Annotated in this window: 13 protein-coding genes; 9 read left to right on the forward strand and 4 right to left on the reverse strand. The window is 62.6% G+C overall.

Translation table 11 applies throughout. From position 1 onward, the window contains the following. Positions 1–60 precede the first annotated feature (60 nt). Both MUH00_RS10565 and MUH00_RS10570 read left to right on the forward strand, forming a co-directional pair. Positions 61–1,227 (forward strand): ABC transporter ATP-binding protein, encoded by a 1,167-nt coding sequence (locus MUH00_RS10565; RefSeq protein WP_246998281.1) that lies wholly within the window; start codon positions 61–63, stop codon positions 1,225–1,227. Between the two features lie 186 nt (positions 1,228–1,413). After that, complete coding sequence (locus tag MUH00_RS10570; RefSeq protein WP_246998282.1) at positions 1,414–2,445, forward strand: zinc-dependent alcohol dehydrogenase; 1,032 nt, start codon at positions 1,414–1,416, stop codon at positions 2,443–2,445. A gap of 202 nt (positions 2,446–2,647) precedes the next feature. On the opposite strand, the gene MUH00_RS10575 is transcribed toward MUH00_RS10570, so the two are convergent. Then, positions 2,648–3,046, reverse strand: coding sequence for a hypothetical protein (locus MUH00_RS10575; protein WP_246998284.1), 399 nt, complete (start codon positions 3,044–3,046; stop codon positions 2,648–2,650). Beyond that, positions 3,043–4,905 (reverse strand): BNR repeat-containing protein, encoded by a 1,863-nt coding sequence (locus tag MUH00_RS10580; RefSeq protein ID WP_246998286.1) that lies wholly within the window; start codon positions 4,903–4,905, stop codon positions 3,043–3,045. The genes MUH00_RS10575 and MUH00_RS10580 overlap by 4 nt, the downstream gene beginning before the upstream one ends. 318 nt (positions 4,906–5,223) lie before the next feature. Between MUH00_RS10580 and MUH00_RS10585 the strand changes: the two genes are divergently transcribed. The 6 genes from MUH00_RS10585 to MUH00_RS10610 all read left to right on the forward strand — a co-directional run bounded on the left by MUH00_RS10585 (position 5,224) and on the right by MUH00_RS10610 (position 10,231). Beyond that, complete coding sequence (locus tag MUH00_RS10585; RefSeq protein WP_246998288.1) at positions 5,224–6,435, forward strand: enolase C-terminal domain-like protein; 1,212 nt, start codon at positions 5,224–5,226, stop codon at positions 6,433–6,435. A gap of 2 nt (positions 6,436–6,437) precedes the next feature. After that, positions 6,438–7,469: a TIGR03560 family F420-dependent LLM class oxidoreductase gene (locus MUH00_RS10590; protein WP_246998290.1), complete on the forward strand. Its 1,032-nt coding sequence runs from the start codon at positions 6,438–6,440 to the stop codon at positions 7,467–7,469. Positions 7,470–7,832: 363 nt separating this feature from the next. After that, a complete protein-coding gene (locus MUH00_RS10595; RefSeq protein WP_246998292.1) occupies positions 7,833–8,591 on the forward strand; it encodes an IclR family transcriptional regulator in 759 nt (252 codons plus the stop codon). A gap of 51 nt (positions 8,592–8,642) precedes the next feature. Further along, entirely contained in the window at positions 8,643–9,491 is an 849-nt protein-coding gene (locus tag MUH00_RS10600; protein ID WP_246998294.1) for a fumarylacetoacetate hydrolase family protein, read from the forward strand. A 164-nt stretch (positions 9,492–9,655) separates the two neighbouring features. Then, positions 9,656–9,865, forward strand: a complete 210-nt coding sequence (locus tag MUH00_RS10605) for a helix-turn-helix domain-containing protein (RefSeq protein ID WP_246998296.1) — start codon at positions 9,656–9,658, stop codon at positions 9,863–9,865. A 180-nt stretch (positions 9,866–10,045) separates the two neighbouring features. After that, positions 10,046–10,231, forward strand: a complete 186-nt coding sequence (locus MUH00_RS10610) for an IclR family transcriptional regulator domain-containing protein (protein ID WP_247003947.1) — start codon at positions 10,046–10,048, stop codon at positions 10,229–10,231. Positions 10,232–10,756: 525 nt separating this feature from the next. Here MUH00_RS10610 and MUH00_RS10615 read toward each other — a convergent pair. Both MUH00_RS10615 and rdfA read right to left on the reverse strand, forming a co-directional pair. Continuing rightward, on the reverse strand, positions 10,757–12,721 hold the full coding sequence (locus MUH00_RS10615) for an archaea-specific SMC-related protein (protein WP_246998298.1): 1,965 nt from the start codon (positions 12,719–12,721) through the stop codon (positions 10,757–10,759). An 84-nt stretch (positions 12,722–12,805) separates the two neighbouring features. Next, positions 12,806–13,441, reverse strand: coding sequence for a rod-determining factor RdfA (gene rdfA, locus MUH00_RS10620; protein ID WP_246998300.1), 636 nt, complete (start codon positions 13,439–13,441; stop codon positions 12,806–12,808). 629 nt (positions 13,442–14,070) lie between these two features. Between rdfA and MUH00_RS10625 the strand changes: the two genes are divergently transcribed. Beyond that, positions 14,071–14,433, forward strand: coding sequence for a hypothetical protein (locus MUH00_RS10625; protein ID WP_246998302.1), 363 nt, complete (start codon positions 14,071–14,073; stop codon positions 14,431–14,433). The last annotated feature ends 11 nt before the right edge of the window (positions 14,434–14,444 follow it).

Genomic DNA, 14,444 nt, shown 5'->3' on the forward strand with positions numbered 1-14,444 from the left:
TCCGCCCGTTCTTCCGTTCAGACGCTACCTTTAATATCCGTTAGACGGTACCGATTTGCAATGACACGCCTCGAGCTAGACGGTGTCACGAAAGTATTCGGCGATCCCGAGAAAGACGGCGTTGTCGCCGTCGACGACTTACACATCGAGGTTCCCGATGGAGACTTTCTCGTTTTACTGGGCCCCAGCGGCTGTGGAAAGACGACCACGCTCCGCATGATCGGTGGTCTCGAGAATCCGACCGAAGGTGACGTCAAGTTCGACGGAATCGTCGTCAACGACGTCAAAGCGCGAAACCGGGACGTCGCGATGGTGTTTCAGGACTTCGCGTTGTACCCGCACATGACGGTTCGGCAGAATCTCGGTTTCGGTCTCAAACGGGAGGACAACGGCATGAGCGACGACGAAATCGAACAGCGGGTGACCGACGTCGCCGAAATGCTGGAGATCGATCAGTTGCTGAACAACAAACCCGGTCAACTCTCGGGGGGACAACAACAGCGCGTCGCACTCGGCCGGGCGATAATCCGCGAACCGCGCCTGTTCCTGTTCGACGAGCCGCTGGCCAACCTCGATGCACAGCTGCGAAAGACGATGCGAACCGAGATCGACGAGCTCCAGTCGGAGGTGGGTATCACGTCCGCCTACGTGACGCACAACCAGGAGGAGGCGATGACCATCGCCGATCGGATCGCGATCCTCAACCACGGGGAACTGCAGCAACTCGGATCGCCGGACGCGGTGTTCAACGAACCGACGAACCTCTTCGTCGCGCAGTTCGTCGGCAGTCCGACTATGAACGTCTTCACCGCGGCCGTCGACGAGCGCGAGGATGCCTACCGGATCGACATGGGCACCGCGACGTTCGATATCTCCAAGCGACTCGTCAACGCCGTCATTGAGACGGACGAGGTGCTCGTCGGATTCCGCCCGCAAGATCTCTACCGGAGTGGCAATCGGCGAATCGACGGACCGGAGTTCGACTCGGAGATCCGCGTCATCGAACCGGTCGGCACCGAAGCGGTCGTTCACGGCGATTCGGACGCCGGCGACGTCACCGCGAAGATCGGCGGCTTCCACGAACTGTCGTCGGGCGACGGACTCTCGCTGACGATCGCGCCCGAGCACATCTACCTGTTCGACGCGAACACCGAAGAACTCCTCAAGGGGCGACTCATCTCCGAGCGGGCCGACGACCAGACGTCGGCCGACGGCGTCGAAGTCTGATTCGAGGTTCACCGGCTGATTGGGCGCCGATACGACCGAACGCAGAACCCCATCTGATCCGGAGAGCGCGAGCTAAAATATACATATGATGATTTTTGATCAAACAAGCACCGTTTACCCAAAATTATTAAGCCGAGTACCGACATGCTCTGAATGAGTCACGGAGGCTCAGTTCCAATCGTAATTATGAAAGCAATTGTTCAGACGGGCCCCCGCTCCGTCGAGACACAGGAACGAGAGCGACCCGAACCGAAGTCGAACGAAGTGCTCGTCAAGGTCCGTACGGCCGGTCTGTGTGGGAGCGATGCCCACGCGTACAAGTACGACGGCGGCTACGAGTGGATTCCGATTCCCCGGATCATGGGACACGAGTACGCCGGCGAGGTCGTCGCGATCGGCGACGACGTCGAGACGTTCTCCGAGGGCGACAAGATCGTCGAGGAGCCGATCCACGACTGTGGACACTGTTTCCAGTGCAAGAACGGCCAATCCAACGTCTGCCAGAACTTCTCGATCACCGGCATGCATCGCGACGGCGCCTACGCGGAGTACGTCACCGTCGAACCGCACCACCTCCACGCCGTCCCGGAGAACGTTCCGTTTCGACACGCCGCGATCACCGAACCGACGAGCATCGCCACCCGCGCCGTCCTCGACCAATCGGTAACGTCACCGGGCGACAACGTCCTCGTCGAGGGGCCGGGCCCGATCGGCGTTCTCGTCGCGGCCGTCGCGGACTCGCTGGGGGCGAACGTCGTCGTCTCCGGTCTCGAGCGAGACGCGCGCTATCGGCTCCCGTTGCTCGAGGAACTCGGCATCGACACGATCAACGTTCAGAGCGAAGACCTCGAGGCGCGCACCGAATCCGTCACCGGCGGGACCGGGTTCGACGTCGTGTTCGACTCGACCGGGCACCACACCGGCATCGGGACCGCCGTCGAGTACGTCCGCAAGGGCGGCCAGGTGGTCGTCGTCGGAATTCCGAACGACACCAGCGAGGTCACGCTCACGTCGGTCGTCCGCGGGGAGATCGAGCTCAACACCTCCTACGGGTCGACGTGGACCAACTTCGAGCAGGCGCTCCGGCTCATGGAGCGCGGCGAGATCGCCGTCGATCGGATCCTCGATACGTCGTTCAGTGCGAATGAGCCGGCGTCCGCGTTCGAGGCGTTTCTCGACTCCGAGACCTGTAAACCGGTGTTCCAGTTCGCGGAGTGAATCCGCCGAGGATTGGACCGATCGTCGCCGAGAGGTGTGGCGGATCTCGGACGGTGTCGATAGCGATCGCCCCGGCCGTACGTGACGATCGATTTGAGACTAATGTCTGTTTATGAGCCAATGCGTGTTCGCGCAATTCCGATACATCGGTGGGTGCTGTGAGTGGCAGCGGCGTAGGGCTATGTCCGGCGGTTGCTGCCGATTAGACGTCGTTTCGAACGCCCAGTTCGACCGTCACGGCGGTGACGCGAGCGTTGGCCGCCTGCAGCGTCGCCGTGCCGCCGTTGAAGTCCGCGGAGATCAGTTGCCAGCCCGTCGTTCGGATCCCGGTGCCGGAGTCGATCGTCGCTGCGTCGGTGGGCTCGGTCCGCCGTTCCGACGGATCCGACAGCGCGAGGCGAACGGCGCCGGCGTTCGCATCGTCGATCGGACCGAGACGCGCTGTCACCCGTCCGTAGAGAGGCGTCGCGGCCGTCGCCCGTCGGATCGGAAGCGTCGTCGGCGTGTCGGTGAACTCGTCGGCGTCGCGCACGACCGGAGCCTCTTCCTGAAGGCCGGTCGTGTCCACCGTGACCGCGTGAGCGACGGGATTGTTCGTCATCGCGACTCGCCTCCATGCGGTGCGACCGCATCGTCGCCGCCCGTCGGATCGTGATACCCGATCTCGAGGACCGTTTCGGAGACGATGGCTCCCTCGTCGCCATCCGGCGTGGCGCGTAGCTGGACGGTGACGAATCCCGCGCGGAACGCCTGCGGGACTTTCGTCCAGTGGGTGGTCCCATCGCCGACGATCTCCACCGGGTCGCCGTACGTGGTGCCGTGCGCTCCCTGTATCTTCACCCTAGCCTCGACGGTGGCACCGCTCGACTCGTCCAGTGCGACGGTCGCCCGTGCGTACGCCGGCGTCGCCGGGACGGTCGTCTCCGTGAGCGCGAGCGCCGTGTTCGTCTCCTCGAACGACGTGCTCGCGACCGAAATCGGCGGACCGACGGCCTCGGTGGACGCGTACACCGCCAGTTCGTCCGGCTCCTCCGAGAGGTCGATTGTCCGCTGCGATCGGTTCAGGCGCTCGAGGTCGACGTCGGTGATCCCCACCAGCGAGTGGGCGCTCCACGGAACGTCGCCGACGTTCTGCTGGTGATCGACGTAGCTGAGAACGCGGTCCGCTCGCCACCGTGCGGGGTCGATGTGAACGTCGCTCCAGGTCATGTTCCGCTTGTAGAGGACCGACGTCCGCCACTCGCCGTCGATCTTTTCGACGAGCAGCGGCCAGCTTCCGTGCTCGAAGTCTCGAGTGAGGATGTGAACGTCGCCGTCTTCGTCGACGACGATTCCCATCCGACCGATCGGCGACGCGACCACGCCGGGACCGCCGAGGTCGATGTCCGTCGTTCGGTTCGTCGCCGATTCGATCACCCACTCGCCGTCGTCGAGGTACGCGTGGAACACCTGAGTGTGGCCGTTCTCGTCGTCGCGGTAGTAGGTGACGTGTGGGGCGCCGGTTCGCGGATCGTAACTCGCCCAGCCCTGATTGATGAAGTTGCTGCCGGGTTCGATCGGGTCGACGATCTCCGCCTCCCCGAACGTGATGGGGAGCGTGTACGGTGTCCCGTCGCTGCGCTCCCAGGTTTTGCCACCGTCGGCGCTTCGCGCGTACGAGAGATCGACGTTGGTCTGGACGTTCCAGGTCTCACGCCAGTTGAAGAAGTAGTGGAGCATCCCGTCTTCGGACTGGACGAGGTTCCACATGTACGAGTTGTGTTCTCCCTCGCCGTCGATGAGCGGATGCTGGAGCGGCTCCCAAGCCTCTGTGTCTGGGTCCCAGCGGTTTAGCATCCAGTTGCCGGCGCCGGACATTCCCTCGCGGTATCCCGCCAGTAGCGTCCCGTCGATTAGCCGCGTGAACTCGAGATAGGTGACGCTCGACTCGTTCTGTCCGGTCATTCCGACGCGCTCCTCACCGAACGATCGTACGTCCTCGGGATTCGTGCTCTGACGCCACCGTATCTCAGAGTCACGCGTGTTGTAATTGAGGAACACGTGTCCGTCGGGACCGACCCCGATGCCCGGCGTCCAGTGGCCGTCTCGAACGTCGATCTCGACGTCGAGATCGGTTTGCACCCACTCGCCGTCCGGAAGGTCGCGGGCGGCGACCACGAGGCTCCCCTCCTGGGTCCAGTAAGCGTAGTACTGGCGGTCGTTGTACGTCGTCAGCCGGGGCTGGAACGGCGGCGTATCGGTCTGCGCATTGCCCAGACCGTTCTCGGCGAGGTCGTAGCGCTCGAGGGCGTCGGGGCGGCTGCGGTCACGACCACCGGCGGCATTCCGTCCCGCCGTGGCGTTTCCGAACAGGCTCGCCACGCCGAATACACTGCTCGTCGCGAGAACCATCCGCCGTCCGATCGAGCCCGATACCTCCGCGTTCGACTCATTATCGTGTCGGTTGGTGTCTATTGCCATTGTTGATTCGATGGAACAGGCGCCGTTCGAGAGCAGAGTTACGGAGCGCCGCGCGCCGCTGTCGAAACGCCGTCTCGACGGTTCGACGAGCGTACGCAGCGCATCCCGCAGACTACTAGACCTGTATCCAGACCGAACTTTCAATAAGGAACGTAATAACTCTTAGGCCGACAGTCGATCGATATTGATACACCGTCTCCAGCACTTATTCCGCCGGTGGTATCGACCGCGACGCGATTCGCCCGCGGCGACGCTTCGATCAGTGAAAAAGATTTTATCGTTGCCGAGAGGAGTCAGCGTGTACACGGACGAAATACGATGGAGATCACAAACATATCTGCGACGAAAGTGAGTACCGAATCCTGGGGCGAGTTCGTCGAGTTCCCGCTCGTCACCGTCATGAGCAAGTACGACGAGTACAACAACGCAGACGGCGACAACCCGCAGGCCCGGCGGAAGTGGATGGGACCGGTCGGCGACGTCGTCGTTGAGGTCGAGACCGACGCGGGGATCACCGGCGTCGGCCACGGCAACTGGGCGACCGGCGCGATCGCTACGATCGTCGACGAGACGCTGTCGAAACTCGTCGTCGGCGAGGATCCCCGCGAGCGCGAGAAGCTCTGGGACATGATGTACCGCGCGACGATCCCGTTCGGCCGGAAAGGCGCCGCGATCGAGGCGATCAGCGCCGTCGACCTGGCGCTGTGGGACATCGCGGGCAAGGAGGCCGACAAACCGGTCTACGAACTGCTCGGCGGGCCCGTAGACGACGAGATCCCCTGTTACGCGAGCAACCTCCACCCGGTCGATCACGACACGCTAGCCGAGGAAGCCATCGACTACGCCGAGAAGGGCTTCGACGCGATGAAACTCCGCTTCCGGTACGGGCCGGAGGCCGGCCGCAAGGGGATGGAAGAAAACGAGAGGATCGTCCGGACGGTCCGCGACGCGGTCGGCGACGAACTCGAAATCGCCGGCGACGCCTACATGGGCTGGAGCGTCAAGTACGCCAAGAGGATGGTCGAGCGTCTGGAGCCCTACGATATGGCGTGGGTCGAGGAGCCGGTCATCCCCGACGACATCGACGGCTACGCAGAAGTCCGCGAGGCGGCGCCGATGCCGATCTCCGGCGGCGAACACGAGTTCACCCGCTGGGGCCACAAGGAACTGCTCGAACGGGAGGCCGTCGACATCCTGCAGCCTGACGTCCACCGCTGTGGCGGCCTGACCGAACTCCTGAAGATCGACGCGATGGCCAGCGCCCACGACGTTCCGGTGATCCCGCACACTGGAACGAACCCGCACCTACACTTCATCGCGGCGTCGACGAACTCGCCGATGGCCGAGTACTTCCCGATCCCCGAGTGGTACAGGGAGCGCCAGGCCGAGCAGGACAAGGACTCGACGTACGCGGACGCCATCTACCAGAACCCGCCGAACGCCGAGAACGGCACACTCCAGCTGCCCGAGGGCGTGGGCCTGAGTGCCGAACTCAACCAGGATGCCCTGGATCATTTCGCCGTCGAATAACCATGCCGGAGATTAGCTTCGAGTATAACATCCCCGTCTTCGCGGGTGCTCCCGATCCGGGCGACGACGAGCCGGTGCACCGGGATACGCCCGCGTACGAGGCGCTGGACTGGGAGACGACCCGAGCGGGGATCGAGAAGGCCGAGGAACTCGGCTTCGACGCCGTCTGGGCTCCCGATCACCTCATGCTCGGTCGCGACTACGCCGAGTACGAGTGTTGGACGCTGTTGTCGGCGATCGCCGGCTTCACGGACGATATCAACGTCGGTTCGCTCGTCCTCTGTAACGACTATCGCAACCCCGCACTCGTCGCGAAGATGGCGGCGACGCTGGACGTGATCTCGGAGGGCCGGCTCGAGCTCGGACTCGGTGCGGGGTGGCACGAACCCGAGTACGACGCCTACGGCTGGGAGTACCGCGACGGGTTCGAGCGGCTGATGCGCCTGGACGAGTCGATCCGACTGATGAAGCGGATGTGGGACGCCGACAGCGACGGTGCGAGCTTCGACGGCGACCACTATCAGATCGAAGACGCGTACTGCGCGCCCCAGCCGGTGCAGGATCCCCACCCGCCCATCCTCGTCGGCGGTCAGGGAGAGGAGGTGACGCTCAAGCTGGTCGCAAACCACGCGGACGTGTGGAACACGGACGTCTTCAACGGCGACGTCGAGACGCTGACCCACAAGATCGGCGTCATCGAGGAGCACTGCGAAACCGTCGGTCGGGATCCCGACGAGATCGAGTACTCCTGGGATGGCCACGTCATCTGCACGCGCGACGAGGAGCAGTTCGATCGACTGGTCGACCTGATGACGCCCATCCAGTTCGAGGAGGAGTACCAGGATCAGGCGCCGATCGAAACCGAGGCGGACGCTCGCGAGTACTTCATCATGGGGACGCCCGAGGAGTGTGCCGAGGCGATCGAACGGCGGATCGACGCCGGCGTCACGAAGTTCCAGTGCTGGTTCGTCGACTTCCCGGATACGAGCGGCATGGAGCTGTTCGCCGACGAGGTTATCCCGGAGTTCTCGTAGCGGTTCGCGGCCCGGGCTTCGCTCGGTCTCCCGCTCGGCAAAATAGTAGTGAAATCATTCAACTAGGGGCGAAAAGTGTCGGCCATATCATGAGTCGATATTTATCCGTGTTTGTGAACGGTTCGCCTGCTCCGGTGTCAACGCCGGATACCGATGCGTTCGTTTTCGGCCGGTTCGGAGAGCGACGTGTCGGACAGCACGACGAACCCATACGTAACACCGACGGCGATACGACGGCAGACGAATCGAACGCGATCGAAGAACGATCGGACGGATTACTCGATTGGCGACGAACACCGCTACCAATGGATCGCATCCGGCACTACCGGAACGTTTTTCTCGCGGCGTGCGGACGTGTCTCACATGTCGAGTACGGTTCCGGTCAAGGCGACGAAAATTTCCTTAGAGATCGTCGAGGTGCTCCGCCAACTCGACGGGGCGGGCGTTTCCGAAGTCTCGGACAGGGTCGGCAGACCGACGAGTACCGTCCACGACCACCTCCGAACGCTCGAGCAGGAGGAGTATCTCGTCAAGGAGGGCGATAAGTACTACATCAGCACGCGATTTCTCCAGCTCGGCGACCAGGCCCGGTCTCGGAAGAAGGTCTTCGAGATCGCGCGCCCGGAGGTTAACAACCTAGCCGAACGGACCGGCGAACACGCAAACCTCATGATCGAAGAGCACGGGCTCGGCGTATTTCTGTACAAGGCTCGCGGCCCCGACGCCGTCCAACTCGACACCCACGCCGGGATGCGCGTTCCGCTCCAGACGACGGCGCTCGGCAAGACGATCATGGCCTTTCGATCGCGGGCGGAAGTCGAGGCAATCCTCGATCGACACGGCCTTCCGGCGGTAACGGAGAAGACGATCTCGGACCGGAAGGAACTGTTCGACGCTCTCGATCAGGTTCGCGGGCGCGGATACGCGTACGACGACGAAGAACGGGTGAAGGGGATGCGATGCGTCGCAGCGCCGATCACCGACGACGACGGCCGCGCGATCGCGGCCGTGAGCGTCTCCGGCCCGAAGAGTCGAATGCAGGACGATCGCTTTACTAACGGGATTCCGGAGCGTATCCTGCGGTGTGCGAACGTCATCGAGGTGAATCTCACCTACTCCTGACCGTTCCGTCAAACAGAATAGTTAGGTAGGTGGAACCGATAGTCGGTACCGATGCAATTCGTTCGATATACCACCGGCGGGAGTCCCCAGTGGGGAGTCCGCCGCGACGACGAGATCGTTCCGTTAGCCGGTCTTCGAGAGGAACTATCGTACCGGCAGCTGACCGATGCCGGATTCCTGCGGGTCGTCGAAGACGCCGTCGACGCCGCGGCGGATCGGGCACGCCCCGTCGCCGAGGCGAAACTGCTCGCCCCCGTCCCTCGGCCGGGGAAGATCGTTTGCGTCGGCCTCAACTATCACGATCACGCCGAGGAACAGGACGAAGACGTGCCCGAGCGTCCGCTCCTGTTCGGGAAAGCCGGCACGGCGGTCACGAATCCCGGCGATCCCATCGTCCACCCGCCGGAACTGGAGGAGGTCGACTACGAGGTCGAACTCGGCGTCGTCATCGGCCGAACGGCCAAAGACGTGTCAGCGGCGAACGCGCGCGATTACGTTGCCGGATACACGGCGATCAACGACGTCAGCGGTCGCGACGCCCAGTTCGAGGACGAACAGTTCTTCCGCGGCAAGAGCTACGACACCTTCGCGCCGATGGGACCGACGCTCGTTCCCGACGATCGGCTCGCCCCCTCGCAACTCGACGTCGCCTGCCGCGTCAACGGCGAAACGAAACAGTCCTCGAACACGGCGGAGTTCATCTTCGGCGCCGAGGAACTCGTCGAGTACATCAGCGGGATCACGACCCTGCGTCCGGGCGACGTCATTTCGACCGGCACGCCCGGCGGCGTCGGTATCTTCCGCGAGCCGCCGGAACTGCTCGAGCCCGGCGATACGGTCGAGGTCGAAATCGAGGGGATCGGCGTGCTATCCAACCAGATCGTAGCGAAACGGGAGTAACGGTACTTCGGCGAACCGTAGTACCTCGAACTCGATGACACCACTGACCCGATCGCGGCCGGCGATCGTCGGTGGACTAGTCCGGTAACACCGGATAACGATTACGTAAGTGCCGCAAATACCGCGTGGCAACGGTAAGCGATCACCGCTAGCCGGTGCAGGCTGTGGCGACTACGTCCCAAATCATCGAAACCCAGCGCAACCTCGGAGGGGCGGGCGTCGCCGAGCTCGCGACGGAACTCGAGATGCCGGAGCACACGGCCCACGACCACTTGCGAACCCTGACCGAGGCCGAATATCTAACTGGCGAGAACGGGACCTACACGCCGGGGCTCGATTTCTCGAACTGGGTGGATTCGCACGGAGCCGAATGAAGTTGTACGGGCCGCGACCCCGGAAATCAGGAAACTCGCCGAGGAAATCGGCGAACACGCAAACTTCGAAGAACACGGAAATGGGGGGTTTCCTCAACACGTTCGAGGGGCCGGACGCGGTCACTCTCGACACACCTCAGAAAGCGGGTTCACCCGTACACTACGGCGACGGGCAAATCGATCCTCTCGTGCCTTCCGGACGCAGCGGTCGACGGGATCATCGATCGGGACGGCCTCCCGTCGGTGACCGAGAAGACGATCGCGGATCGAGACGGCCTCAAAGGCGAACTTTCGGAGATCCGTGATCGAGGGTACGCGATCGACGACGAAGAACGCGTTTCAAGAATGGGTGCGTCGCGGCGCTGATCCGTAATAACGCGGGAGAACCGCTCGGTGCTATCAGCGGTTCCGGTCCCACGAACCGGTTTACCGACGGCGTCCTCGGGAGAGAACCCTCTAAGACCGCGCTCAGCGCCGCGAACGTCATCGAAATGAATCTGACATACTCGTAGGAGTCCGGCACAACCGGACACTCGCCTTCGGCCGTCTCTGGCTACTCTCTTCCGTTCGACGATAAGTATCGTTCACCGATCGGTTCTGTTACACGCGTATGGTTGTAACACGTTCCGCGATACATGGTCTGCTCGAGCCGCTAAATCCGGCGCTGCCGGACGCGCTACCGATCGGATAGGGATGTCGCACGGTTGCTGCCGGTCTGCGTCTGACGCCGTGTCGAACTACTGATGTATGATCTACCGATCGCCCGAGAGCCGACGATTCTCGCCGTGGTTCACCGAAGTCGGTGTCTAGCGTTCTCTCGTCTGGTACGGTATTCGTCTCCGCTACCGACGGGCGGTAAAACGGTCTTTCGACGAAACGGCCGCGTCGCGATCAGATCTCCGAAACCACGTCGTGGCTCCCCGCGAGCGCCTGCGCGTCCTCCTCGAGCAGCGCCACGACGAGGTAGGGCGCGTACTCCTCGAAGTACTCGACGAGTGTGGCGATCCGTTCGGAGTCGATCGCCTCCAGCGAGTCCAGAAGCATGAACGGAACCGTCTCGTAGACGTCGTGGACGAGGTAGCCCGCGAGGGCGAACACGAGGCCCGTTACCTCGCGTTCACTCTCGCTCAGGTGATCGATCGAGTCCTCGTAGGCCGCTCCATCGGCGGTGCTGCGAACGATCTTGAGTTCGAAGGAGGACTTCGAGACGGTTCGGCGACCCTCGCGGACATCCCTGGTCGTCCGGTCGATCCAGATCCGCTCTAGGTTCTCGTAGCCGAGGATCTCGAGGAGGTTCTCCATGTGTTCGTTGAACGCGTCGACCGCGTCCGCCTCGATCCGGTCGATGCGGGTCCGCAGCTCCGTCAGCTGCTCGGTGACGTCCTCGCGTCGCCGCTTGAGGGTTTCGCGCTCGTCGAGTTCGTCCTCGATCGAGTCGATCTGGGCCTCGATCTCCTCGCGTTCGCGCTCCTTGCGCTCCAGTTTGAACTCGAGCTGATTGACCTCCTTGTGCTGTTCGAGGACGTCGCCGTAGTCCTCGGTTTCGAGCTCGTTGATCGTTTCCTCGAGCTCGTCGATCTCGTCGGTCAGCGCCTCGCGATCCTCGATCAGCTCGTCGATCCGATCGCGCCGGCGTTCGATCTCGTCGTCGATCGAGTCGAGGCGGCGGTTCGCCTGCCGGTACGCCGTGCGGTTCTCCTCGATTTCGGACAGCGCCGTCCGCTTGTCGTCGAGTTCGTCGCTCAGCCCGGACCGCTCCTCGAGGCGCTCCTGTCGGGCCGTCTGCAACTGCTCGATCGTCGTTTCGATCTGCTCGCGCGCGACCGTCGAACCGCAGGTCCAGCACGTGATCGACTCCGATTCCGCGTCGGCGAGCAACTGATCGGTCACGGGGCCGTCGCCAGTCGCTCCCGCGTCGTCGAGGAACGTCGTCGACTCCTCGAGGAGCTGTTCGTTGAACTGGATGGTGCTTTGCAGCTGCGAGATCTCCTCGTTGAGGTCCGCCTTCTCGGCTTGCAGGGTCTCGATCGCCGCCTCGAGTTTCCCGCGGTCGACATCGTCGCCCGAGGAGAGGGAGTCGAGTCGGTCCTCGACGTCGTCGCGTTCGCTCTCGAGGGCGTCGATGCTCTCGCGCTCGGTCTCGATGCGGTCCCGGACGCGTTCGAGTTCGGACCGGGTCTCGCGCAGTTCGGCGAGTTTGTCCTCGAGTTCGGACTGCTCCTCCCGGCGATCCTCGACGTCGACGTTCGTCTCCTCCAGGTCGTCCTGGGCGGCTTCGAGTTCCGACCGGAGGTCCTCGATTTCGCCGCCGATCCGCGTTCGTTTCGCCTCCAGATCGGGCAGGCGCCCTTCGAGTTCGTCCAGTTCCGCGAGCCGATCGGCGAGATCTTCCTTCTGCCGTTTGTACTGTTCGATTTCGGCTTTGATCGCGGCCGTGTCGACCGGGCGCATGATCAGTTCTTGCAGGTCGTCGCCCCGCGCCACCGCCCGACGCGCCTCGTTGGATTCGAGCAGGAACGCGAACAGGTCCGCGAGTTCCGGATCGTCGAGGTAGGGGTCGCCGTCGCTGGCGATCGTGCCGTTGCGCCGACTGAGCGTCCGTCGATACGTTTCGTCGCCGAAATCGAGCGTCGCCGCTCCCTCCTCGGCGTCGGCTTTGAGGCTCACTCGATCGCTGCCGAGCGCGGCCATGATCCCCTGTAGCAGCGAGGTTCGGTTCGTCGCGTTCCGTCCGGAGAGGACGGTGATACCCTGCTCAAACGACACCTCGGTTTCGTCGATTCCACCGATATTGGTGACGGAGAGCGTCGCTTGGTCCGGCATCGATCGTGCTTCCGATTCCAAGTTAGGTCCCATACACTGTGTTTGTAACTCCCAGTAAATAGGTATTGTTACTTTCTGTGGCAGGGGTGTTACCTTCGAGACCGCTCGTTCGATCGGCTAGTATTCGCGAGAACAGTCGCAGCCCCGCTCTTCGAGGAGGTCTCGGACCGTATACTGCTGCTGGCACTCCGTACAGGTCACCGTCACCGAGACCAGCACGTCGAACTCGTTGATGTCGATCACGTCGTTGCGGTCGAGTTGCGCGATCGTGTCCTCCGTGACCGCCGCGGTTCGGTTCTGCAGCGCGCCCAGTTTCTCCTCGCTCCGATCGAGCCGTTCCTCGTCGTCCGGCTCCTCGAGGGACGCGTCGAGACAGTTCGTCAGGTGATTGTAGACGGTCTGGTGGGAGATAAAATCCGACTCGACGTCGTCGATCGGAACGCCGTCGCGCTCGAGTTCATTCCGAGTCTGGATTCGCGTCCCGCTGGTGACGTCGTCGTCAGTGAGGAGCCGGTACGTGTTCTCGACTTCGCCGTCCCTGACGGCCACGCCGGCGTCTTCGAGGGCGGCCTCGAGGACTCGCTGGTTCACGTGCGTCGCGAGTTCGCGCGTGCTGTACTGCTCTTCGCCGGTTCCGGTCCAGTACGCGACGAGGTCGTCGTCGAGCCCCGAAAGGCCGTACTTCGTCGCGACCCTGCCGGCTTTACAGCCGCACGAGTCGTCCAATTCTCTGGGAGAGGTGGATTCAGTCACTACCGCTAGTTGGGCGCCGACTCCAAAAAACGTTCTGGATCGTGCGGGCGTTTACACGGGTATGTTTGTAAGAAACACGGTCCGATCGGCGATCGTTTTCCGCTCGTTTCGACGCCAGTAGCTGCACCGAATCAGATGATAATAACAACTACATATTTTCGAATCCACCAGATAATAGTCACGTTTCGAAAATCCAAATTTCGAGTGCTCGAACGAGCAAATCCGGCAGCGACGTCCGATCGCCGTCCCTGGTCGAATGAGATCCATCGTTCATCGGAGGGTGGGAACCAGTCCGGTGAGCACTGTGAAACGGAACCGTCACGGCTATTTGTCCGGAGCTGGCGTTTGAACACGGCGATCGGAAGTTCGACGGTTAATCGAATACGACCGAATCAGTAGCCGTAATTCGGATGCTCGTTCGACGGCGGTTTCCACCGCCGGGACGTTCAGGGAAATTCGATACGGGCGCCGAACCGAAGATTCTGAGTACATGACGGATTCTAGTACGTATATTAAAAAATATGAAAACGATCGGTGTCCCGCGGCCCGACGAACTGCCGACCGGGCGTTCTCGTCTCTCCGTTGAAACGGGGCTCGAGTTTATCAGTGATGGCGCGGCCAGCGGGGGTATGGCAGCGAACAACCTACTGTCGCGACGACGCGTCGTTCGAACGGTCGGATCGCTCGCCGGCGCGACGGTCATCACTTCGATCGACGCGAGCGCTCGCTCCCGCGTCGACGACGAACCGACTGACGCGGATCAGTACGTCGCGGTCGTCGATCGGATCGTCGACGACAGACACGTCGTCCTCCTCCTGGAGGAGGATGGCGAGGTCGTCGATCAACACGTCGAACCGGCGTCCGAGATGGACGACGTCGAAGAGGGTGATATCCTCTGTGTCGTCATCAAAGACGACGACCTGCTCGCGTACCAACACCTTTCGGAGCGGCCGGGCGACTCCGCAGACCCCGACTCGAGCGTCCCACCCTGACGGTTCGACCA

The organism is Halosolutus gelatinilyticus, from assembly GCF_023028105.1.
Classification (GTDB): Archaea; Halobacteriota; Halobacteria; order Halobacteriales; family Natrialbaceae; genus Halosolutus; species Halosolutus gelatinilyticus.